The 19,658-nt window shown below is 70.1% G+C and carries 19 protein-coding genes; 15 read left to right on the top strand and 4 right to left on the bottom strand.

From position 1 onward, the window contains the following. Positions 1 to 13: 13 nt before the first annotated feature. Genes ACIBI9_RS53740 through ACIBI9_RS53715 form a run of 6 tightly spaced genes read left to right on the top strand, consistent with a single transcriptional unit; the run spans position 14 to position 6,065 of the window. Positions 14 to 820 carry an ABC transporter ATP-binding protein gene (locus ACIBI9_RS53740; RefSeq protein WP_397235199.1) on the top strand — a complete coding sequence of 269 codons (807 nt, stop codon included), beginning with the start codon at positions 14 to 16 and terminating at the stop codon, positions 818 to 820. Then, a complete protein-coding gene (locus ACIBI9_RS53735) occupies positions 817 to 1,650 on the top strand; it encodes an ABC transporter permease (protein WP_397235198.1) in 834 nt (277 codons plus the stop codon). The genes ACIBI9_RS53740 and ACIBI9_RS53735 overlap by 4 nt, the downstream gene beginning before the upstream one ends. Further along, entirely contained in the window at positions 1,647 to 2,408 is a 762-nt protein-coding gene (locus ACIBI9_RS53730; RefSeq protein ID WP_397235197.1) for an ABC transporter permease, read from the top strand. The genes ACIBI9_RS53735 and ACIBI9_RS53730 overlap by 4 nt, the downstream gene beginning before the upstream one ends. After that, positions 2,405 to 4,732, top strand: a complete 2,328-nt coding sequence (locus ACIBI9_RS53725) for a xanthine dehydrogenase family protein molybdopterin-binding subunit (protein WP_397235196.1) — start codon at positions 2,405 to 2,407, stop codon at positions 4,730 to 4,732. The genes ACIBI9_RS53730 and ACIBI9_RS53725 overlap by 4 nt, the downstream gene beginning before the upstream one ends. Continuing rightward, positions 4,729 to 5,592 (top strand): FAD binding domain-containing protein, encoded by an 864-nt coding sequence (locus tag ACIBI9_RS53720; protein WP_397235195.1) that lies wholly within the window; start codon positions 4,729 to 4,731, stop codon positions 5,590 to 5,592. Before ACIBI9_RS53725 ends, ACIBI9_RS53720 begins: the two co-directional genes overlap by 4 nt. Next, the gene (locus ACIBI9_RS53715; RefSeq protein ID WP_397235194.1) at positions 5,589 to 6,065 is read left to right on the top strand and encodes a (2Fe-2S)-binding protein; all 477 of its coding nucleotides are present in this window, start codon (positions 5,589 to 5,591) and stop codon (positions 6,063 to 6,065) included. The genes ACIBI9_RS53720 and ACIBI9_RS53715 overlap by 4 nt, the downstream gene beginning before the upstream one ends. A gap of 14 nt (positions 6,066 to 6,079) precedes the next feature. Here ACIBI9_RS53715 and ACIBI9_RS53710 read toward each other — a convergent pair whose 3' ends face one another. Continuing rightward, positions 6,080 to 6,691 carry a GntR family transcriptional regulator gene (locus tag ACIBI9_RS53710; RefSeq protein WP_397235193.1) on the bottom strand — a complete coding sequence of 204 codons (612 nt, stop codon included), beginning with the start codon at positions 6,689 to 6,691 and terminating at the stop codon, positions 6,080 to 6,082. 362 nt (positions 6,692 to 7,053) lie between these two features. Here ACIBI9_RS53710 and ACIBI9_RS53705 point away from each other — a divergent pair, with 362 nt between their 5' ends. Continuing rightward, positions 7,054 to 7,392, top strand: a complete 339-nt coding sequence (locus tag ACIBI9_RS53705) for a hypothetical protein (protein WP_397235192.1) — start codon at positions 7,054 to 7,056, stop codon at positions 7,390 to 7,392. A 226-nt stretch (positions 7,393 to 7,618) separates the two neighbouring features. On the opposite strand, the gene ACIBI9_RS53700 is transcribed toward ACIBI9_RS53705, so the two are convergent. The 3 genes from ACIBI9_RS53700 to ACIBI9_RS53690 all read right to left on the bottom strand — a co-directional run bounded on the left by ACIBI9_RS53700 (position 7,619) and on the right by ACIBI9_RS53690 (position 10,524). Continuing rightward, positions 7,619 to 8,092, bottom strand: coding sequence for a DUF1348 family protein (locus ACIBI9_RS53700; RefSeq protein WP_397235191.1), 474 nt, complete (start codon positions 8,090 to 8,092; stop codon positions 7,619 to 7,621). 192 nt (positions 8,093 to 8,284) lie between these two features. Next, a complete protein-coding gene (locus ACIBI9_RS53695) occupies positions 8,285 to 9,121 on the bottom strand; it encodes a sensor histidine kinase (protein ID WP_397235190.1) in 837 nt (278 codons plus the stop codon). A gap of 197 nt (positions 9,122 to 9,318) precedes the next feature. Further along, positions 9,319 to 10,524: an MFS transporter gene (locus ACIBI9_RS53690; RefSeq protein ID WP_397235189.1), complete on the bottom strand. Its 1,206-nt coding sequence runs from the start codon at positions 10,522 to 10,524 to the stop codon at positions 9,319 to 9,321. A gap of 194 nt (positions 10,525 to 10,718) precedes the next feature. On the opposite strand from ACIBI9_RS53690, the gene ACIBI9_RS53685 reads away from it, so the two are divergent. From ACIBI9_RS53685 to ACIBI9_RS53650, 8 genes are all read left to right on the top strand, one after another. Beyond that, positions 10,719 to 11,489 carry an IclR family transcriptional regulator gene (locus ACIBI9_RS53685; protein WP_397235188.1) on the top strand — a complete coding sequence of 257 codons (771 nt, stop codon included), beginning with the start codon at positions 10,719 to 10,721 and terminating at the stop codon, positions 11,487 to 11,489. Positions 11,490 to 11,551: 62 nt separating this feature from the next. Next, complete coding sequence (locus ACIBI9_RS53680; RefSeq protein ID WP_397235187.1) at positions 11,552 to 12,199, top strand: nuclear transport factor 2 family protein; 648 nt, start codon at positions 11,552 to 11,554, stop codon at positions 12,197 to 12,199. After that, positions 12,199 to 14,166, top strand: a complete 1,968-nt coding sequence (locus ACIBI9_RS53675; RefSeq protein WP_397235186.1) for a maleylacetate reductase and hydroxyquinol 1,2-dioxygenase domain-containing protein — start codon at positions 12,199 to 12,201, stop codon at positions 14,164 to 14,166. Before ACIBI9_RS53680 ends, ACIBI9_RS53675 begins: the two co-directional genes overlap by 1 nt. Before the next feature lie 15 nt (positions 14,167 to 14,181). Next, positions 14,182 to 14,796: a DoxX family protein gene (locus tag ACIBI9_RS53670; protein ID WP_397235185.1), complete on the top strand. Its 615-nt coding sequence runs from the start codon at positions 14,182 to 14,184 to the stop codon at positions 14,794 to 14,796. Between the two features lie 241 nt (positions 14,797 to 15,037). Then, complete coding sequence (locus ACIBI9_RS53665) at positions 15,038 to 15,892, top strand: tryptophan 2,3-dioxygenase (protein ID WP_397235184.1); 855 nt, start codon at positions 15,038 to 15,040, stop codon at positions 15,890 to 15,892. Beyond that, positions 15,889 to 16,905, top strand: coding sequence for an amidohydrolase family protein (locus tag ACIBI9_RS53660; RefSeq protein ID WP_397235183.1), 1,017 nt, complete (start codon positions 15,889 to 15,891; stop codon positions 16,903 to 16,905). The genes ACIBI9_RS53665 and ACIBI9_RS53660 overlap by 4 nt, the downstream gene beginning before the upstream one ends. Beyond that, complete coding sequence (locus ACIBI9_RS53655; protein ID WP_397235182.1) at positions 16,902 to 18,146, top strand: kynureninase; 1,245 nt, start codon at positions 16,902 to 16,904, stop codon at positions 18,144 to 18,146. Before ACIBI9_RS53660 ends, ACIBI9_RS53655 begins: the two co-directional genes overlap by 4 nt. Further along, the gene (locus ACIBI9_RS53650; RefSeq protein ID WP_397235181.1) at positions 18,143 to 19,567 is read left to right on the top strand and encodes an amino acid permease; all 1,425 of its coding nucleotides are present in this window, start codon (positions 18,143 to 18,145) and stop codon (positions 19,565 to 19,567) included. The genes ACIBI9_RS53655 and ACIBI9_RS53650 overlap by 4 nt, the downstream gene beginning before the upstream one ends. Positions 19,568 to 19,658: the final 91 nt, after the last annotated feature.

Below are 19,658 nucleotides of genomic sequence, written 5' to 3'. Positions count from 1 at the left end.
AGAGGAGACACACATGTGCACTAGGACCGGGATCGTGCTGGACGCCCTGGGCGTGAGATTCCGCACCGGACCGGGCACCGAGGTCGTGGCGGTGGACGACATCACCCGCCAGATCCCCGACCACCACTTCGTGTCGATCGTGGGCCCCAGCGGCTGCGGCAAGTCAACCCTGCTGGCCGTGGTCGCCGGGCTGCAAAAGGCAACCCACGGCACGGTGACGATCGACGGCCGACGGGTGGTCGGGCCCGACCGCGCCGTCGGCCTGGTCTTCCAGGAGGACTCGACGCTGCCCTGGAAGAACGTCTTCGACAACGTCAGGTTCGCCATGCAGATCGCCGGGATGGGCCGGGCTGAGCAGAACGAACGCGCCACCGAGACGATCGAGCTCGTCGGGCTCCGGGGCTTCGAGAAGGCCTTCCCGGCCGAGCTGTCGGGGGGCATGCGCCAGCGGGTGGCGCTGGCCCGCACGCTCGCGCTGCGACCCTCCGTGGTGTTGATGGACGAGCCGTTCGCCGCCCTCGACCAGCAGACACGGCTGCTGCTGGGCGCCGAGGTGGTCCGGATTTGGCGGCAGACCCATCAGACCGTGCTGTTCGTCACTCACGACATCTCCGAGGCGATCCTGCTGTCCCAGCAGGTCTGGGTCATGTCGTACCGGCCGGGCCGGATCATCGACGTCGTGGACGTCGATCTGCCGCAGGACCGCGACGCGTCGATCGTCTCAACCCCCGAATTCAACCGGCTGCAGAACCGCGTCTGGCGTTCGGTGCAGGCAGAGTCGATGCGCGGGTTCGCCAGCGAGTCGAGGGTGCCGCGATGACGACGAACACGGGTGTCGCGACTCGCCGGACCGGCAAGGCCCCCAAGCCGACGCCGGGCCGGTGGCGCCGGACGGGCGACGGCGCGCGCAGCGCGGTGGCCACCGCAGTGCTGATCGTGCTCTGTACAGCCATGCTGGAGACAGGTTCACGGCTGGAGCTGTGGACCTCGGCCACGCTACCGCCGCCTTCGGAGGTGCTGCCCGCCGCGGGCGCACTCCTCGGCACCGGGCAGTTCTGGCGGGATGCGGCGAGGTCGGGCGTCGAGATCGGCACATCGATATCCTTCGGGCTGCTCGCCGGGCTGGGCCTTGGGGTGGTGTTCTGGAAGCTGCCGATCGCGGGGCGAATCTTCGAGCCCTACCTGATCGCGTTCTACTCGGTACCACTGGTCCTGTTCTACCCGATGATGATCGTGCTGGTGGGCCTCAACATCTGGTCGGTGATCATCCTCGCCTCCATCATGGCGGCCATCCCCATGACGCTGAACACCTGGGTCGGCCTGTCCGGCGTGCCCGCCGTCTACATGAGGCTGGCGCGGTCGATCACATGCACGCGGACGCAGACCCTCTTCTGTGTGGCGCTTCCGGCGGCGGCGCCCTTCGTGTTCGCCGGGGCACGACTGGCGACGGCGTACGCGCTGATCGGTGCGATCGCCATGGAGTTCACCACTGCCCAGGCGGGTCTCGGCTACCGCATCCGCTACCTGTACGAGTCGTTCGACACCGTGCACATGTACGCCTACGTCGCCATCGTGCTCGGCGTGTCGATCCTCCTCACGGCGGTGCTGGAGATCGTGGAGCGCGTCCTGTTCGCGAGGAGAGTCCGATGACGGCCTGGACCGCGCCGTACCGCGCCCGCGTGGCGGCCTGGACCGCCCCGCTGGGCTCCGCCGGCGTCGCCGCGCTGGCTGTCGTCGTCTGGCAGGTGGTGTCCGGGATGACGTTCGTCGTCCCGGCCCCGGCCGCCACCGTACAGGCGTTGGTCCGCGACCTCGCGGACACCTCGTTCCAGCACGACCTCGCGGTGACGTGCGTGGCCGCCTTCTGGGCGTTCGTGATCGGCGCCATGACGGGCGCCGTACTCGGCCTGGCGCTGGGGAGCTCCCGCCGCGCCAGGTTGGTCTTCGAGCCGCTGGTCGTCGCGCTCAACGGGGTGCCCAAGATCGTCCTGTACCCGCTGCTGCTGCCCCTGCTCCACCTGGGCATGGGATCGAAGATCGCGCTGGGCGTGCTGTTCGCCATGTTCCCGGTGCTGATCAACGTGGCGACGGGAGTACGGGCCATCCCCAGCGTGTACTGGAGTCTCGCCAAATCGCTGAACGCCGGCCGAGCGCAGACGCTGCTGCACGTAACGCTGCCCGCCATCCGCCGGCCGGTGCTCACGGGACTGCGCCTGGCGGTGAGCCTGGCCCTGGTGGGCGTGGTGCTGGCCGAGTTCTTCGCCACCAAGCGCGGCCTCGGCAGAGTCGTCCTGCAGTCCTACACCGCGGGCGACTACCCGGACATGATGGCCACCATCCTGCTGCTCGTCTTGGTCTCGTTCGTGCTGTCGCTGGCGCTGTGGCGCCTCGAGAGGAGCATCCGATGAGCGGGTGGCTCGGCCGGTCCGTGCCCCGTAAGGAGGACCGGCGGCTGCTCGCCGGCGAGGGCAGGTTCCTGGCGGACCTCGCCGGTCCCGGGACGTTGCACGTCGCGTTCCTGCGCAGTACCCAGGCCCGCGCCGAGCTGGCCCGGGTGGAGGCGGGCCCGGCGCGGGCGCTGCCGGGGGTCCACATGGTGCTGACCGGGGACGACCTGACCGGGCGGCTGCCGCTGTTGCACGAGCCACATCCCGACTTCGTCGCGGCCACCCGTTTCGCCATGGCCGACCCCCACTTGCCCTGCCTTGCCAGCGGCGCGGTGGGCTATGTCGGGCAACCGGTGGCCGCGGTGGTGGCCGACTCCCGCCACCTCGCCGAGGACGCGCTCGAACTGATCGACGTGGACTATGCGCCGCTGGACCCCGTAGTGGACGCCGACCGCGCGCTGGCCGCCACGGTGCCGCTCGTCCATCCCCATCTGACGAGCAACGAGGCGGCCCGCATCGAGGTGCGCTTCGGCGATGTCGAGGCCGCCCGGCGTGCCGCCGCTGCGGTCGTCACCGAGACGTTTCGGATGGGCCGGCACGGCGGCGCGCCGCTGGAGTGCCGGGGCGCGCTGGCCAGGCTCGACCCGATCACCGAACGGCTGGAGCTGGTCACCTCCTCGCAGATCCCGCACCAGGTCCGAGCAGGGGTCTGCACGGCGCTCGGGCTGACCGAGGACCGGGTCAGGGTGTCGGTGCCCGACGTCGGCGGCGGCTTCGGCACCAAGGCGAACGTCTACGCCGAGGAGGTCGTGGTCGCCGAGCTGGCCCGTCGGCTGCACCGCGAGGTGCTGTGGGTCGAGGATAGGATCGAGCACCTGACCGGCGCGGCACAGGCCCGCGACCAGGTGCACCACACCCGCCTCGCCGTGGCGGCCGACGGTCGGATCCTGTCGTGGGAGAGCGACTTTGTCATCGACGTCGGGTTCGGCAGCCTGTGGACGGCCGGCATCATCGCCAACACCGCCGTGCATCTGCTCGGCCCGTACCGCGTCGATGACGTTCGCATCACCGGGCGAGCCGCGTTCACCAACAAGGCGCTGGTAGCCCAGTACCGCGGAGCCGGCCGGCCGGAGGCGTGCTTCGCTCTGGAACGCAGCCTCGACCTGGCCGCCCGGCGGCTCGGGATGACCGGGGCCGCGTTGCGCAGGCGCAACCTGCTGACCGCGGACGACATGCCCTACCCGCGCCCGATCCCGTACCGCGACGGTGTCCCCGTCGCCTACGACGGCGGTGACCATCTCGCCTGCCAGCAGGCCGCGGAGAAGATGCTCGACACCGGGCATCTCAGCGACCTTGCCGCCGCGCACCCCGGGCTGGTTCTGGGCTACGGCCTGGTCAACTACCTGGAGGCGACCGGCCGCGGCCCCTGGGAGTCGGGACGGGCCGAGCTGACCGGGACGGGCCGCCTCCTCGTCGGCGCCGGGTCCGCCAGCGCGGGACAGAGCCACGAGACCACGCTCGCCCAGGTGGCCGCGGAGGTGTTGCAGGTGCCCCCTCAGGAAATCACCGTGCGCACAGGCGACACCGACGCGATCGCACACGGAATCGGCACGTTCGCCAGCCGTTCCGCGGTGCTCGCGGGATCCGCCGTTTATCTGGCCGCCCGCGAGCTGGTCGACCGCGCCGAGGAGCTGGCCGCCGAACTGCTCGGCGCGGCCGAGGCGCGGCTCGACGGTGGCAAGTTCACCGCTGCCGGGACGGATCGCACGGTCGGCTGGCCTGAGCTGGCCGCCGCGCTCGCCCCCGGAGGCCTCTTGGAGCACCGCCAACCACTGGCCTGCGTGCACCGGTTCCGGCCCGGCACGGTTACCTGGACGATGGGCACGCACGTGGCGATCGTCGGCGTGGACCGCGAGACGGGTCTGTGCTCGGTGTTGCGGTACGCCGTCGCGCACGAGGGAGGCACCGAGATCAATCCCATGGTGGTGGCCGGCCAGGTGGCCGGCGGCGTCGCCCAGGGCATCGGTGGCGCGCTCCTGGAGGAGTTCCGCTACACGGCCGAGGGACAGCCGCAGAGCACCACACTGTCCGACTACCTGCTGCCCGGCACCTGCGAGGTACCCGCCGTGGAGATCAGGCACCTGCCCGTACAGACCACCGCGAACCCGATCGGCGTCCGCGGGGTCGGGGAGAGCGGCACGATCGCGGTGTACGCGGCCGTGGCGGCGGCTGTGGACGACGCCGTGGATCGAGCGCTCGACCGGCCGACGCCATCGCTGACCGTGACCGCCACACCAGTGCGCCCCGAGGACGTGCTCGCCGCCATGTCGGAGGGCCGCGCATGAAGCCGGCCCTGTTCACCTACCGCCGGCCTGACTCGGTCGGGCAGGCCCTCGACTGGCTGCGCTCCGATGACGCCAAGGTGCTGGCCGGCGGGCAGAGCCTGCTGCCCATGATGAACCTGCGGCTGGCCCGGCCCAGGACGCTCGTCGACCTCGGCGCGCTCGGCGAGCTGGAGCGGACCTTCGAGGATGTGGATTCCGTGTTGGTCGGCGCGCTGGTCCGGCACCGTACGATCGAGACCGCGCCGGTCTTCGCCCGCAGAGTGCCGCTGCTGGCAGCGGCCGCCGCGCACATCGGGCACGTGGCGATCCGCAACCGGGGCACCCTCGGCGGCACCCTCGCGCACGCCGACCCGTCCGCGGAGCTCCCGCTGATCGCCGCGCTGCTGGAGGCGACGATCTACCTCGACTCGTATGAGCGCGGCAGGCGCGAGGTGCCCGCCTCGGAGTTCTTCACCGGCTACTTCACCACACAGATGGAGCCGGACGAAGCGATCACCTGGATCCGGGTGCCGGCGCGGGACCCCGGCGAGGGCTGGGGCTTCGTCGAGTTCGCCCGCAGGCACGGCGACTTCGCGCTGGCCGGCGCGGCCGTCACCCTGCGGCTCGACGGCGCGGGCCGCATCGCCGCCCTGCGGGCCGGGGCGCTGGCGGCGGGAGACGTGCCTCAGGTGCTGCCCGAGCCGGCCGGACTGGCAGGGACGCAGGCAAGCCCTGACGTCTGGGCAGAGCTGGCCGCCATGTGGAGCCAGGCCCTGCGCCCGGCACACGATCAGGAATACGCGCGCGCCCTGGCCGCCGTGGCGCTGCGCCGCGCGCTGGCCCAGGCCCACGGCCGAGCCCTGCCACAGGAGGAACAGTGAACGAGGTCCGGTTCATGGTCAACGGCCAGCCGGTGGAGGTGACCGTGTCGGCCCGGCTCAGCCTGGCCGACCTGCTGCGTGACCGCCTCGGCCTCACCGGCACCCACCTCGGGTGCGAGCACGGGGTGTGCGGCGCCTGTTCGGTGCTGGTCGACGGCCGCAGCGTACGGGCCTGCCTCATGCTGGCCGTACAGGCCGAGGGCCGGATGATCACCACCGTCGAGGGGCTGCACCGTGACGGCCGCTGGCGCGACCTGCAGCAGGCGATGGCCGAGCGGCACGCGCTGCAGTGCGGCTTCTGCACGCCGGGCTTCCTGGTCTGCGCGGCCGAGCTGCTCGGACAACCCGGGCCACTCGACGAGACCGGGGTGCGCGAGGCGCTGTCGGGCAACGTGTGCCGGTGCACGGGGTACGCGTCAATCGTCCAAGCTGTTCTCGACACCGCCCGCGGGCGCTCGTCGACGCCACCCTGAGCCGGGCCGGTCGGTCACTCGGCCGAGTCGACGGTCCGGCGCAGGCCCTCAATGGTGTGCTGGCGGTGCTCACGGACGAGTGTCACCAGTTTGGCCACGTCGCGTCCACGAACGGCGTCGAGCAGACCGTGGTGGTCACTGGACGCCGCCGCCCGGAACGTCTCGTTCCCGTGGTAGACGGTCCGGTAGGTCTCCGAGGAGTCCCAGAGCTGGTGGATCAACTTGGTCAGCCGGGGCAGCCCGGAGGCGTCAAGCAGAGCGAAGTGGAACCGGCGGTGCGCCGCGCTCAGCTCAACGACGTCGTTGCCGGCCGCGCCCATATCGTCCAGGGCGGCACTCATCGCGGCGATGTCCTCGTCGGTCAGCCGCGACATCGCCCGCTCGATGGCCTTCGTCTCCAGCAGATCGCGCAGGAGCTGAATCTCCTCCAGGTCCTCCAGATCCAACTCGGAGACGAAGTATCCCCGGCGCGGGATGTACGTGACCTGGCCCTCGCCCTCCAGCACCTTGAGAGCTTCGCGGACCGGCACCCTGCTCACGCCCAGCTGATCGGCGAGCGCGTCCTGGAGAAGCTTGGCGCCCGGCTTGAGCTCCCCCTGCTTGATCCGTCGGCGCAGCTCGGTCATGACCGCCTCCTGCGCCGTCGGCGGGGACCTGTAGGCCATCAGAGCACTTGGTCCTCTCACGGATGAGGTAAGGAAATGTCACTGCACATTGTATCCAATCTTAGGCTGGAGCGGGTACTGACCGAGATCGGCGGGACCGCGAAGATCGGCAAGTCGTACGACGGGACGTTCGCGAACGCCGAGGCCCGCCACCGGCGTCCAGGGCCTGGAGACGACCGTGCCCCGCGTCCACCAGGATTCCCCCGCCGAGCAGAGCGGGATACGCGGACCTACTCCTTCGGCCGGCCGCATGCGGTGGGGGTAGAGGTACCGGCTCCTACGGTGCCGGTCTGGCTCGCCACCTGAGCGGCGCGAACGTCAAGGTGGTCGAGGTCAATCGCCCTGATCGGCAGCAGCGCAGAGCCACGGGCAAGTCCGATCCGCTGGACTCCTACTCCGCTGCCGAGGCCGTCCTGGCGGACAGGGCCCGCGCCGTCCCGAAGAGCGGAAACGGGGTGGCCGAGTCGATCCGTGTGCTGCATCTGGTCCGCGCCGGCGCGGTAAAGGATCGCACCGCCTGCCTCAACGAAAACACTGCCCCGGCCGAGCTCCACGACCTGAGTGCCGCCCGCATCTGGGCATTGCGCGAACTACACAAAGCCGGGATCATCACCCTCAGCGACAAGGCGTACCACCGCGTCGCCGAGTCCACCCGAGGCTGAAACGTTCACTGAGCGGGTGGCTCACCGCGCATCGCCGCTTCCACTTCAGCTGTTGGAGGTGTCCGGCCACGATGTCGACGAGGCCGAGGTACACGAGCGTCTTCCGGGCAACATCTGCCAATGCGGCCGGATACCAGGACATCGTCGAGGCCGTTTCGGAGTGGCCGGCACCTCTGAGGTCGGCTGGCGAACGTCCAGAGTGCGAATCACGTGACCGGGTCCGCGGTCACAGGTCAAGGTCGCTCAGGCCGGGGTGGTCATCGGGGCGGCGTCCGAGCGGCCAGTGGAACTTGCGCTCCGATTCCTTGATGGGCAGGTCGTTGATGCAGGCGTAACGCCGGCGCATCAGCCCGTCGGGGTCGAACTCCCAGTTCTCGTTGCCGTAGGAGCGGAACCAGTTACCCGAGTCGTCATGCCACTCGTAGGCGAAACGCACGGCGATCCGGTTGCCGTCGAAGGCCCAGAGTTCTTTGATGAGCCGGTATTCCAGTTCGCGCTTCCACTTGCGGGTCAGGAAAGCGACGATCTCCTCACGCCCGTCGGCGAATTCTGCGCGGTTCCTCCAGCGGGAGTCGACGGTGTAGGCGAGAGCGACCTTCTCGGGGTCGCGAGTATTCCAGCCGTCTTCCGCCAGCCGGACCTTCTCGACGGCGCTGTCACGGGTGAACGGGGGGAAGGGAGGGCGTGGATTGGAAGTCATGTCGGCTCCTCTTGATAGAGAACAATCGTTCTCTCGTAGGCTACCAGAACGGTCGTTCTCCGGCAATTGCCGAGCCGCCAACCCCGATGGCCGGTACCCCCGCCCCCTGACCGATCAATTTCAGGCTGGACGCGCAATCCGCAGACAGGAGACCTCGCCCGGCTGTGTCGCCCGGCATGATGCCGGCCACCTCTACGCGTGGACCTCCGCCCGTGAGCCCGGCGCCGCGGCCCCATCCGCATCCGGCCGGGCCAGGGGCAGCCGAAGCGCGAAGCACGCGCCAAAGGGCGAGTCCTCCACACAGAGAGTTCCGCCATGCGCCCAGGCCAGGCCACGGGCGATCGCCAGTCCGAGCCCCGGTCCCCCGTAACGGCGGCAACGAGAGGCATCCAGCCGGGTGAACACTTCGAAGATCCGCTCCCGATCGGTCCCGGCGATCCCCACGCCGTCGTCGGCGACGACCAACTCGGCGGTGTCCCCCCTACGGCGCACCTCGACGTGAACAGTGTCCACGGCGTGTCGCTGAGCGTTGTCCAGCAGATTGCCGAACAACCGGGTCATGTCGCATCGGACGGCGTTCACGATCACCCCGCCTTGGACCCGGAGGGTCACCTCACAGCGGTCTGTCCGCCGGGAAAGCACGCTTTGAACCAGGTCGCCCAGATTCATGAGCTCCCACCGCTCGGCGGCATGCGCCTCTGGCCGGGCCAGGACAAGCAAGTCCGCGACGATCGCCTGCAACCGGCAGACGTCGCTCAGCGCCCCGACGAGCAGGGTCTCCAGGCCGGTTTCCCCCGGGTGCAGTCGAGCCTCCTCCAGCCGTGCCCTCAGCCCCGCTATCGGGGTGAACAACTCGTGTGAGGCATCGGATACGAACTGCCGTTGCCGGCCGAGCGTCCCGTGCGGCTGGGCTCGCATGATGCCGGCGATATCTTGCATCATCTTCTGTTCGCAGCCGCATTCGCCGACGCGAGCCGAGGGCTGGGCAACTTTCCGGGCTGCTGGTGGCGGAGAATGATACTGGTTCATGATGTGGCCCCCAAGAGAACGATCTCCACTGGATTGAACGAGTACATATCCATTTAGTAGGCGAGGATCTGGCGGATCCATGTGCGGCATGTGGTAGCCGCGATGCGGTGAGTAGGCGATCTGCCCTCGTCCCTCCAGCGGGCGGCGCATCCCGGACCGGCATCCGGCTCACGCCGTAGCGCTCGGCGAGATCGTCCCTACGGCACTGCGCCGTCCAGGCCGACCCCAGCGCCGACGTCGGGGGCGGTGGCGGGGTTGCGGCGAGGCCGGATCGAGGTCAGCAGCACCGCGGCCAGAGCGCCTGCCAGGGCGAACACGTAGAAGCCCCACGGATAGGCGATTCCGGCTGACAGCAGGGCGCCGCCGAGCAGTGGTCCGGTGATGGCGCCGAGCCGGCCCACTCCGGCGGTCCATCCCAGGCCAGTGGCCTTGGCATGGGCGGGGTAGACGCGCTGGGTGTAGGCGTAGATCAGTGCTTGGGCGCTGAAGACGAAGAACCCGGCCAGGAACACCACCACGTACAGCCCAACCGCGGGAAGCCGGACGCTCAGCACGGCCAGGAACAACGCCGCGCCGACGAACCAGACGATGGCCGCGCCACGTACCCCCTTGCGGTCGGCCAGGACACCGGCCACCAGCATGCCCGCCACCGCGCCGGCGTTGAGCGTCAGCAGCAGCGCCAGCGCGGTACCCAGGGGGTAGCCGGCTTGTCGCATGATCTGCGGCAGCCAGGTGTTGAGCCCGAACACCAGCAGCAGGCCCAGGAACGTGGCCGCCCACAGCAGCAGTGTCGTCGGCAACAGGCCTCGCTGGAACAGTCCCAGCACGGCGCGGCGTCCCGCCCTGGCCGATCCCCCGGGCGCGGCGGCCTGCAGGTGGAAGCTCGGCGACTCGGGAAGGTACTTCAGCAGCAGCGGCACCAGCACCAGTGCCGGCAGCGCCCCGGCCACGAACATCACCCGCCACCCGAAGGCGGGGATCAAGACGATGCCCAGGAGCGAGGTGAGGACGGCACCGGTGTGGTAGCCAGTCATGACGATCGTGGTCGCGCCGGCGCTTTTGCCCCGGCCGGCCTGATGCTCAGCCACCCGCGTGATGGCGGTGGGCAGGCATCCGCCGAGCCCGATGCCGGCCAGGAAGCGCAGTGCGCCGAACACCACCAGTGAGGGAGCGGCCGCGCATGCCAGGGTGAACAGCGAGAAACCGGCCACCGACACCACCAGCGCCTTGCGTCTGCCGATCATGTCGGTGACGGTTCCGATGGCCAGCGCGCCGATCATCATCCCGACCAACCCACTGGTTGACACCATCGAAGCGGTCGCCGGGGTCATTCCCCAGACGTGTCCGCTCAGGAACACCGGTAGCACGACGCCGAGGACGACCATGTCGAATCCGTCCAGCATGACCGCCGTCCAGCACAACGGCTGGATCCATCGGCTGTGTTTTGTCGTGGAGTCCATTAGACCTCCCAGATCCGCCGAGCCGGGCACTCCATCGTGGACGCCCGCGCTCAATCCGGAAGTTTAGGAACGCTCCGTCACACGGTGCTACACTTCGATTCCGCCCGGCGGAAACAGCAGGTAGCAGGAGGTGCGGGATGGGTGGCAACACGCGTGATGCCGGACGTAGCACGGCCAGCCGCTTGCTGGCGCTGCTCGGCGCGTTCTCCTCCGTCGCGCCGGTGCTGACGTTGAGCGAACTGGCCGAGCGCAGCGGTCTGCCGATCGCGACGGCCCATCGTCTGGCCGGGGAGTTGCTCGGCTGGGGCGCGCTGGAGCGCACCGCCGACGGCCGGCTGCAGATCGGGCTGCGACTATGGCACATCGGCGCTCTGGCGCCGCGGCACCGCAATCTGCGCTCGGTCGCCCTGCCCTTCATGGAAGACCTGTATGAGGCGACGCACGAGAACGTTCAACTGGCTGTACGTGACGGCATCGAGGCCGTTTTCGTCGACAAGATCTCCGGACGGCGATCGGTGGGCACACTCACCACGGTCGCCGGACGGCTTCCGTTGCACGCCACCGGCGTCGGGAAGATCATTCTGGCCTTCTCCGAGCCTGAGTTGCTGTCCACGGTGGTTGCCCAGGGCCTGCGGCGCTGCACTCCGCACACCATCGTGCTGCCGAGCCTGCTCTGCGCGGCGCTCCGCCGCGTGCGCGAGCATCACGTGGCGTTCTCCCTGGAAGAGATGACGATGGGCGCCTCCTCGGTGGCCGCCCCGATCTTCGGCCCGGACGGAGGGCTGGTGGCGTCGCTGGCCTTGGTCGTACGGTCGACGAAGGACCTGCAGATGCTCAGCGCCGCCGTTCGCACAGCGGCGCTCGGCGTGACCAGGAATCTCGGCGCGTTTTCCGCCGGGCAGAACTAGCGGCTCGACGGCTGCGGCCGCGGATCAGCACCCTCTCACCAAACAGCGAGAGAGGGTTCGGCATGCAAGACAGCGATCGCGACAAGGCCGAGATCCGCCAGATCGTGGAGAACTGGGTCCTGTTCCGTGACGCCGGCGACTGGGAGGCGTTCGCGACGGTCTGGCACGGGGACGGCTGGATGAGCGCCACCTGGTTCCAGGGCACGGCCTCGTCGTTCATCGAGGCCAGCCGCGCCGGCTTCGAGGCAGGGATGAACATCCTGCACTTCCTCGGAGGACACACCGCCGAAGTCGGCGGACTGCGCGCCGTCGCGCAGACGAAGATGACGATCCAGCAGCGCGGAAGCGTCGATGAGGTGCTGGTCGACGTCACCTGTACAGGGCGCTTCTACGACTTCCTGGAGAAACGTGAGGGGCGCTGGGGGATCGTCCGCCGGCAGCCGATCTACGAGAAGGACCGGATGGACCCGGTGGACCCGTCCGCGTCGCCGCTTCTCGACGCCGGCTTGCTGGAACGGTTCCCGGTGGGGTACCGCCACCTGGCCTACCTGCAGGAGAAGTCAGGGCACCGGGTGAGGAACGGGCTGCCCGGGTTGACCGGCCCCGAGGTTCGGCTGCTCTACCGGGAGGGCCGGGAGTGGCTCGCCGGATCCTCCGAGCCCGGCCACGGCCACCGGGAACCGGCGGGCGCCACGGGAGGAGGCAACTGATGCGGACCTTCACCCCTCCATCCGGTCCGGGCCGGGTCGTCTTCGGGCGGGGCACGCTCACCCGGACGCGCGCCGAGGTGGAGCGGCTCGGCCGCCGCAGGGTCCTGATCCTGGCCGGCCGCTCCACCGCCGAGGCGGCCGCAGCTCTGGAGGAGAGCCTCGGGCCGTTGGTGGTGGCACGTTTCGACGGCGCGGTGATGCACACACCCACCGAGGTCACCGAGAAGGCGCTGGCCGTCGCCCTGGAGCATGCCGCCGACTGTGTCGTGGCGGTCGGCGGCGGCTCGACGACGGGGCTGGCCAAGGCCCTGGCCTCGCGCGTCGACGTCGACCAGGTGATCCTCCCGACGACCTACGCCGGGTCAGAGGTGACGGCCGTCCTGGGAGAGACCACCGCCGGGATCAAGCGCACCAGGTCGGGCCCCGAGGTACTGCCCGAGGTCGTCATCTACGACGTGGACCTCACCTTGGGGCTTCCGCTGCCGCTGACGGTCGCCAGCGCGGCCAACGCGCTGGCCCATGCGGTCGAGGCGCTGTACTCACCGCAGGCCACTCCGGCCACCGACGCGATGGCCCTCCAGGCCATCGGCGATCTTGCCACCGCGATCACCACGATCGGCGCCGACCCGCACGACCCCGGTGTACGCGAGAAGCTGCTGGAGGCGGCATGGCTGGCCGGCACCTGTCTGGGCGCGGTCGGCATGGGACTGCACCACCAGCTCTGCCACATCCTGGGCGGCGCCTTCGCGCTGGACCACGCCGCGACGCACGCGGTGATCCTCCCGCACGCCATGGCGTACAACGCCTCGGCCGTACCGGAGGTCATGGCCCGCATCGCGCGGGCGATCGGGGTGACGGACGCCCCGTCGGGAGTCCACGACCTCCTGCGCGCGGCGGGCGCCCCGGCGTCGTTGCGCGAACTCGGCCTGGCCCAGGCCGACCTGGCGGGTGTGGCCGCCACCGCCGCCGGGGCGTCCTACCCCAACCCCCGCCGGCTCGACGCGCCGGACCTCGCCGCGCTGCTCGACGACGCCTGGCACGGCCGCCGACCGGCCGGCACCGCCGCGGAGCTGTCCCTCCTGACCACGCAGGTGCTGGCGAGCTTCGACGCCACGCCGAGCCCAAGGGCCAGGCGCCTCCTACGCGACCTGGTCTGCCATCTTCACCGGTTCGCGATCGGGAACGACCTCACCGAAGCCGAGTGGCGGTACGGTATCGACTTCCTCACCCGCGCCGGTCAGGTCACCGACGACAACCGGCAGGAGTTCATCCTGCTGTCGGACACCCTCGGCCTGTCCAGCGTCGTCGACGTGCTCGGCGGCGCGCGCACGCCTGACAGCACGCCGTCCGCCGTCCTCGGGCCGTTCTACTGCGACGACCCTCCCCACGCCTCCCACGGCACCGACCTGGCGAAAGGCATGGCGGGGACCCCGGTGTGGGCTGACCTCCGGGTCGTCGGCCCAGGAGACCGCCCGATCCCCGGGGCGCGTGTCGATGTGTGGCAGTCCGACGACCAGGGCCTGTACGACCTCCAACACCCGGACCTGCCGGAGCCGCAGCTGCGGGCACGCTTCTTCACCGGCTCGGACGGCCGGCTCGCCTTCTGGACCATCCTGCCCAGCGAATACCCCATTCCGGATGACGGCCCGGTCGGCCAGATGCTCGCCGCCGTGGGCCGGCATCCGTTCCGGGCCCCGCACATCCACTTCCTGATCGACGCCCCCGGGCATCACCGGCTCGTCACCCAGCTGTTCGTCGCCGGCGGGGAGCATCTGGACTCCGACACGGTCTTCGGCGTGAAGGAGCCCCTCGTCGCCCCGTTCGAGCAGGGCGAAGGGCCCGCTCCCGGCGGCCGCCAGATCACCGGCGAATGGCGGCGCCTCACCTACACCTTCCGCCTGGCAAGAGGACCCCACCCTCCCGAGAACCTCGCTTCCCTCGACCAGCCGACCGCCCCATCGACCTGACACGAAGGCCTGAACATGACAACACATGAGGACATCACGGCGAAGCATCGCATCCTTCGATCACTGCACACCGCACTGTTCAACACCGGTACCGGCAGCCACAGCGGCCCGCCGGTCGAGGCCGCAGGCCATCCCTCCCCCGGGATCGGCATCGGCCTGCTCGTTCTGCGGATCACCCTCGCCTGCATCGTCGGAGCGCACGGTCTGCAGAAGCTCTTCGGCCTGTTCGGCGGCAGCGGCATCGGCGGGTTCGCCAAGGTGCTCGGCGGCTACGGCTTCACCAGCAACACCACCCTGCTCGCCTGGGTGACCGCTCTCAGCGAGACAGGCGGCAGCGCACTGCTGCTGCTCGGCCTCGGCACCCCGCTGGGGGCGGCGGCGCTCCTTGGTGTCGCGGTGAACATCGTCTACATCAAGGCGCCGACCGGGTTCTTCATGGGCACCCAGAAGGACGGGTTCGAATTCCAGCTGCTCCTCGGCGTGGTCGCGCTCGCCTATCTGTTCACCGGCGCAGGCCGTTACTCACTCGACGCGCGCACCCCCTGGGGGCGCCGGCCGGTCCCCTATGGTCTCGCCGGCCTCGCCCTCGCCCTGGTGACCTCCACGGGCGTCATCCTCCTGTTCCGCTGAGGATCGTGTTCTTCCAGCTCCCGTCACTGCGCTGCGGTGCGCCGACACGGTGGTGCGCTCATCCGAGTGCCCGCACCCGCCGAGGTTTCTAGCATCGCCGTCAACACACAACGTCACGTCGGCGGGCGCAGGCGGGAAGGCGCCCGCCGGCGAACGAGGCCCCTGCCGTCGATCCGTCTCCACGGAGAGCGGCCTGAGATCGTCCGCCTGTGAGAAGACCCGCCAGAGTACGGAGCTCCGCATGACCCGATCCCCCAACAAACGGGACATAGAACACGAAATGCACCGGGGCGGCCCGGATGACCTCACCTACGCCCAATACCTCAACCTCGAGGTGCTGCTCAGCGCCCAGCGCACCCGCAGCCGGCCGGAACACCACGACGAGCTGCTGTTCATCATCCAGCACCACACCTCGGAACTGTGGTTCAAGCTCATCATCCACGAGCTGAGCCACGCCATCGACGGCCTCGCCCGCGACGACCTGCGGACGGCGCTGAAGAGCATGGCACGGGTCAAACACATCCAGCGGCAGCTCTTCGAGCAGTGGGCGATCCTGGAGACCCTCACCCCGGGCGAGTTCGTCGCCTTCCGCGACCACCTGGCCAAATCCTCGGGCTTCCAGTCCGGGCAGTACCGGACCATCGAGTTCATGCTCGGGAACAAGAACCCCGACATGATCGAGATGTTCGCCGAGGACCCCACCACGCAGGAGAAGCTGCGTCAGGTCCTGCACCGGCCCAGTCTGTACGACGAGTTCCTGCGGTACCTGTTCCGGCGGGGATACGAGATCCCGGGCGAGCTGTTGGACCGCGACTTCTCCCAGCCTTACACCGAGAATCCGAAGCTGCTGCCCACCCTGAAGCTGATCTACGAGAACCCAGATGAGCACTGGCGGGCCTGGGAGACCTGCGAGGAACTCGTCGACATCGAGGAAGCCTTCCAGCTGTGGCGGTTCAGGCACATGAAGGCCGTCGAACGCATCATCGGCTTCAAACGCGGGACGGGCGGATCCAGCGGCGTGGCGTTCCTGCGCGCCGCCCTGCGGCTGACGTTCTTCCCGGAGATCCTCTCCGTCCGCACCGAGATCGGCAGATGACCCCCCTGGTGGTCGAGGCCGAGGCCGGCTGGTGCGGCGGACGCGAACTCCACCGTCCGGCACGGGTGCTCGTGGACGGTACGGGCGTCCACTGGTCGCCCGGCATCCCCGAACCGGACGTCGTCCGCCGCGTGCGTGTGCCGGGGGTGCTGGTGCCGGGCCTGGTCGATCATCACGTCCACACCGACCAGATCGACCCGCCGGCCCTGCTCGCGGGCGGGATCACGTGCGTACGCGACCTCGGGGCGCCCGCGGGCTTCGTGTTCGAGCTCGCCCGGCGTTCCGAGCAGGACCCGGGGCTCCCCAGAATCCTCCCGGCCGGTCCCTTCCTGACCGCCCCCGGCGGATACCCCACCGACCGCCTCTGGGCGCAGGAAGGCTCCTGCCGTCCCCTCCGGGACGCCGTGGACGCGGAACGAACGGTTCACGACCTCGCCGCCCAAGGAGCATGCCTGGTCAAGGTGGCCATGAACGCCGACGCGGGACCCGTCCTCGGCGACGCCGAACTACGGGCCGTGGTCGGCGCCGCCCGGGACGCCGGGCTCCTCGTGGTGGCCCACGCCGAGGGTGACGACCAGGCCGAAAGGGCGCTGGACGCCGGCGTGGACGAACTGGCCCACGTGCCCTGGACGCACCGGCTCGCCGACGAGGTGATCCGCCGGTGCGCGGCCCGGACGGCGTGGACGTCCACCATGGACATCCACGGATGGGGGAAGGACACCCCCGGACGCGAGATCGCCATGGACAACCTGCGGCGCTTCGCCCGTGCCGGCGGCCGGGTGAGGTACGGGACCGACCTGGGCAACGGGCCGCTCCCGCTGGGGGTGAACGTGCGGGAGCTCCAGGCGCTGTCGGACGCGGAGCTCTCCCCGGTCCGGATCCTCGCTTCGATAGCCACCTCCGCCAGGGAGCTCGCCGTCCTGCCGGGGGACCCGTTGACGGATCCGCTGATGACGAGCCGCGTCACCGCCGTCGTGCGAGCGGGCGTCTACAGAGAAAGGACATCAGGGTGACCACGGTTTCCACCTCCGCGTCACGGGAGGAGGCGGCCCTCCTCGACCAGGGCGACGAACTCGCCGCATTCCGAGACCGCTTCCTGCCCATTCGCGACCCCTCTGTCATCGCCTACCTGGACGGGAACTCCCTGGGCCGTCCCCTGAAGCGGACCCTCGAGCTGATGAACGACCTGGTCGGCGCCCAGTGGTCGTCGCGGCTGATCCGAGGCTGGAACGACGGCTGGCTGGAACTGCCCCGGCGGCTGGGGGACGACCTCGGCCGGGTGGCGCTCGGCGCCGGCCCGGGCCAGGTGATCCTTGCGGACTCCACCACCGTCTGCCTGTACAAGGCCCTGCGGGTGGCCGCGGCGCTGCTCCCCGGCCGTGGTGAGCTGGTGTGCGACACGGGCGACTTCCCGACCGACCGCTACATCGCCCAAGCCGTAGCCGACGAGCTGGGGCTCACGGTGCGGTGGATCGACTCCGACCCGGCCTCCGGCGTGACAGCCGAGCAGGTCGCCGACGCCGTCGGCCCCGGCACCGCGGTCGTCGCCCTCTCCCACGTCGCCTACCGTTCGGCGTTCATCGCCGACATGGAACAGATCAACGCGATCGCGCACGACGCGGGCGCACTGGTGGTGTGGGACCTGTGCCACAGCGTCGGATCGGTGCCGGTGCACCTCGACGCCACCGGCACCGACTTCGCGGTGGGCTGCACCTACAAGTACCTGAACGCGGGCCCGGGCGCGCCGGCGTTCGTGTACGTGCGGGCGGACCATCATGGTGCGGCCCGCCAGCCGATACCGGGCTGGATGAGCGCGGCCGACAGGTTCGCCATGGCACGGGACTACCAGGCGGATCCGGGCATCGGCAGGATGCTCTCCGGCACCCCGGCCGTCACCGGGCTGATCGGAGTGGCCGCCGGCGTGGAACTGCTCGAGGAGGCGGGGATCGGACGCGTCCGCGCCAAGTCCGTCGCCCTCACCCGGATGGCCATCGCCCTGTACGACGAATGGCTCGCGCCCCTCGGATTCACCCTCTCCTCACCCCGGCCGGATGCGATACGCGGTGGACACATCACGGTGTCGCATCCGAAGGCCGAGGAATTCGCCGACACCCTCATCGGCGACGGCGTCATCGTCGACTTCCGCGCTCCCGACGGGATCCGCCTGGGCCTCTCACCGCTGTCGACGAGCTACACCGAACTGTGGGCGGCGCTGGACCGCACACGGGCACTCGCGACGGAGGTCCTGGCATGAACCAACGACACCCCGACGGCCAGGGCGGCCTGCACAGGGCGCTGGGCCGCCGCCAGATGGCGCTGCTCGGGTTGGGCTCCGCGCTGGGCACGGGACTGTTCCTCGGCGCCGGGTCGGCCATCTCCGTCGCCGGACCCGGCGTCCTCATCAGCTACTTCGCCGGCGCCCTCATCGCGCTGACGGTGGCCTTCGCCCTCGGCGAGATGGTCAGCGCCATGCCCGTGCGGGGCTCCTTCGGCGCCATCGCCACCCGATACCTCGGCCCCTTCGCCGGATTCGCGGTGCGCTACATCTACTGGGTCGCCCTGGTCGTAGGCATCGGCAGCGAAGTCGTGGCCGCGGCCATCTACATGCGGTTCTGGTGGCCGCAGATCCCTCTGCCGCTGACCGTCCTGGCCTTCGCCGTCGCGGTCACCGCCCTCAACGTGACGGGAGTGAGGTCCTTCGGCACGGCGGAGTCGGTGCTGAGCACGGTCAAGGCGTCCGCGGTCGTCGCCTTCATCGGCCTCGGCGCCGTCCTGATCGTGTTCGGCCTCCCCCAGCGCCCGGCGACCGGCGTGCGGAACTGGGTCGCTCAGGGCGGGTTCCTGCCGGAGGGCAGCTTCGCCGTGTGGCTGGTCATGGCGATCGTCCTGTTCAGCTTCGCCGGTGTGGAGCTGGTCGCGATCTCGGCTCCGGAGGCCAGGGAGCCGGGCGCCTCGCTGCGCGGCGCGCTGCGCTCGCTGATCCTCCGGCTGACCTTGTTCTACCTCGGAGCCGTCGCGGTGATGCTGGCCGTCACTCCGTGGCGCGAACTGGCCGCACACCACGGCGTTCAGACCAGCCCGTTCGTGATGATGTTCGCCGCGGCGGGCATCCCTGCCGCCGCCTCGATCACCAATTTCGTCATCCTGGTGACCGCACTGTCCGCCATGAACGCCAACCTCTACGCCGCGGCTCGGATGCTGCACTCCCTGGGCGGCGACCGGCTGGCCCCGGCCGCGCTGGGAAGGACGACCGCGCGCGGCGTCCCCCGGGCCGCCGTCCTGGTCTCCTCGCTCGGCTTCCTCGCGACCGCCGGCCTGACCGCCCTGTTCGGGGCGCGGGTGTTCTCCATCCTGATGTCGCTGGGCATATTCGGCGTCATCGCGGTATGGATCATCATCCTGGTCACCCTGCTGGCGTTCCGGCGGGACGTGAACCGGCCGCCGTCCACCCTGCGCCTGCATGGAGGCCGGCTCGTCCCCCTGCTCGGCATCGCGGCGCTGCTGTCGGTGTACGCCACCGGCATCTTCGTTCCTGACATGCGGATGGCCTGCATGGTGGGTGTGCCCGCTCTCGCCGTACTGGCGGCGGCCTACCGGTTGCTGGTCCGGCACAGGCCCGAGCCCGGCTCCGCGCTCCTTCCCGCCGGCGCCCCGCAACCGGGGGACGCCCTCTAGCGGGCCGCCCGCTCCACCGAGCGGGCGGCCTCGGCCCGGGGTTCCACCGACGCGATTACGGTTCACCCCTATTCCGCCCGGCAGGTCAGGT

It is taken from the genome of Nonomuraea sp. NPDC050451, from assembly GCF_044458585.1.
This window is presented reverse-complemented; position numbering and strand designations above follow the sequence as displayed.

What these genes read in the sequence shown, in the direction of transcription:
- ACIBI9_RS53740 (WP_397235199.1), top strand. Translation starts at nt 14, where the DNA reads ATGTGCACTAGGACCGGGATCGTGCTGGACGCCCTGGGCGTGAGATTC.
- ACIBI9_RS53735 (WP_397235198.1), top strand. Translation starts at nt 817, where the DNA reads ATGACGACGAACACGGGTGTCGCGACTCGCCGGACCGGCAAGGCCCCC.
- ACIBI9_RS53730 (WP_397235197.1), top strand. Translation starts at nt 1,647, where the DNA reads ATGACGGCCTGGACCGCGCCGTACCGCGCCCGCGTGGCGGCCTGGACC.
- ACIBI9_RS53725 (WP_397235196.1), top strand. Translation starts at nt 2,405, where the DNA reads ATGAGCGGGTGGCTCGGCCGGTCCGTGCCCCGTAAGGAGGACCGGCGG.
- ACIBI9_RS53720 (WP_397235195.1), top strand. Translation starts at nt 4,729, where the DNA reads ATGAAGCCGGCCCTGTTCACCTACCGCCGGCCTGACTCGGTCGGGCAG.
- ACIBI9_RS53710 (WP_397235193.1), bottom strand. Translation starts at nt 6,691, where the DNA reads ATGACCGAGCTGCGCCGACGGATCAAGCAGGGGGAGCTCAAGCCGGGC.
- ACIBI9_RS53700 (WP_397235191.1), bottom strand. Translation starts at nt 8,092, where the DNA reads ATGACTTCCAATCCACGCCCTCCCTTCCCCCCGTTCACCCGTGACAGC.
- ACIBI9_RS53695 (WP_397235190.1), bottom strand. Translation starts at nt 9,121, where the DNA reads ATGAACCAGTATCATTCTCCGCCACCAGCAGCCCGGAAAGTTGCCCAG.
- ACIBI9_RS53690 (WP_397235189.1), bottom strand. Translation starts at nt 10,524, where the DNA reads ATGCTGGACGGATTCGACATGGTCGTCCTCGGCGTCGTGCTACCGGTG.
- ACIBI9_RS53685 (WP_397235188.1), top strand. Translation starts at nt 10,719, where the DNA reads ATGGGTGGCAACACGCGTGATGCCGGACGTAGCACGGCCAGCCGCTTG.
- ACIBI9_RS53680 (WP_397235187.1), top strand. Translation starts at nt 11,552, where the DNA reads ATGCAAGACAGCGATCGCGACAAGGCCGAGATCCGCCAGATCGTGGAG.
- ACIBI9_RS53675 (WP_397235186.1), top strand. Translation starts at nt 12,199, where the DNA reads ATGCGGACCTTCACCCCTCCATCCGGTCCGGGCCGGGTCGTCTTCGGG.
- ACIBI9_RS53670 (WP_397235185.1), top strand. Translation starts at nt 14,182, where the DNA reads ATGACAACACATGAGGACATCACGGCGAAGCATCGCATCCTTCGATCA.
- ACIBI9_RS53665 (WP_397235184.1), top strand. Translation starts at nt 15,038, where the DNA reads ATGACCCGATCCCCCAACAAACGGGACATAGAACACGAAATGCACCGG.
- ACIBI9_RS53660 (WP_397235183.1), top strand. Translation starts at nt 15,889, where the DNA reads ATGACCCCCCTGGTGGTCGAGGCCGAGGCCGGCTGGTGCGGCGGACGC.
- ACIBI9_RS53650 (WP_397235181.1), top strand. Translation starts at nt 18,143, where the DNA reads ATGAACCAACGACACCCCGACGGCCAGGGCGGCCTGCACAGGGCGCTG.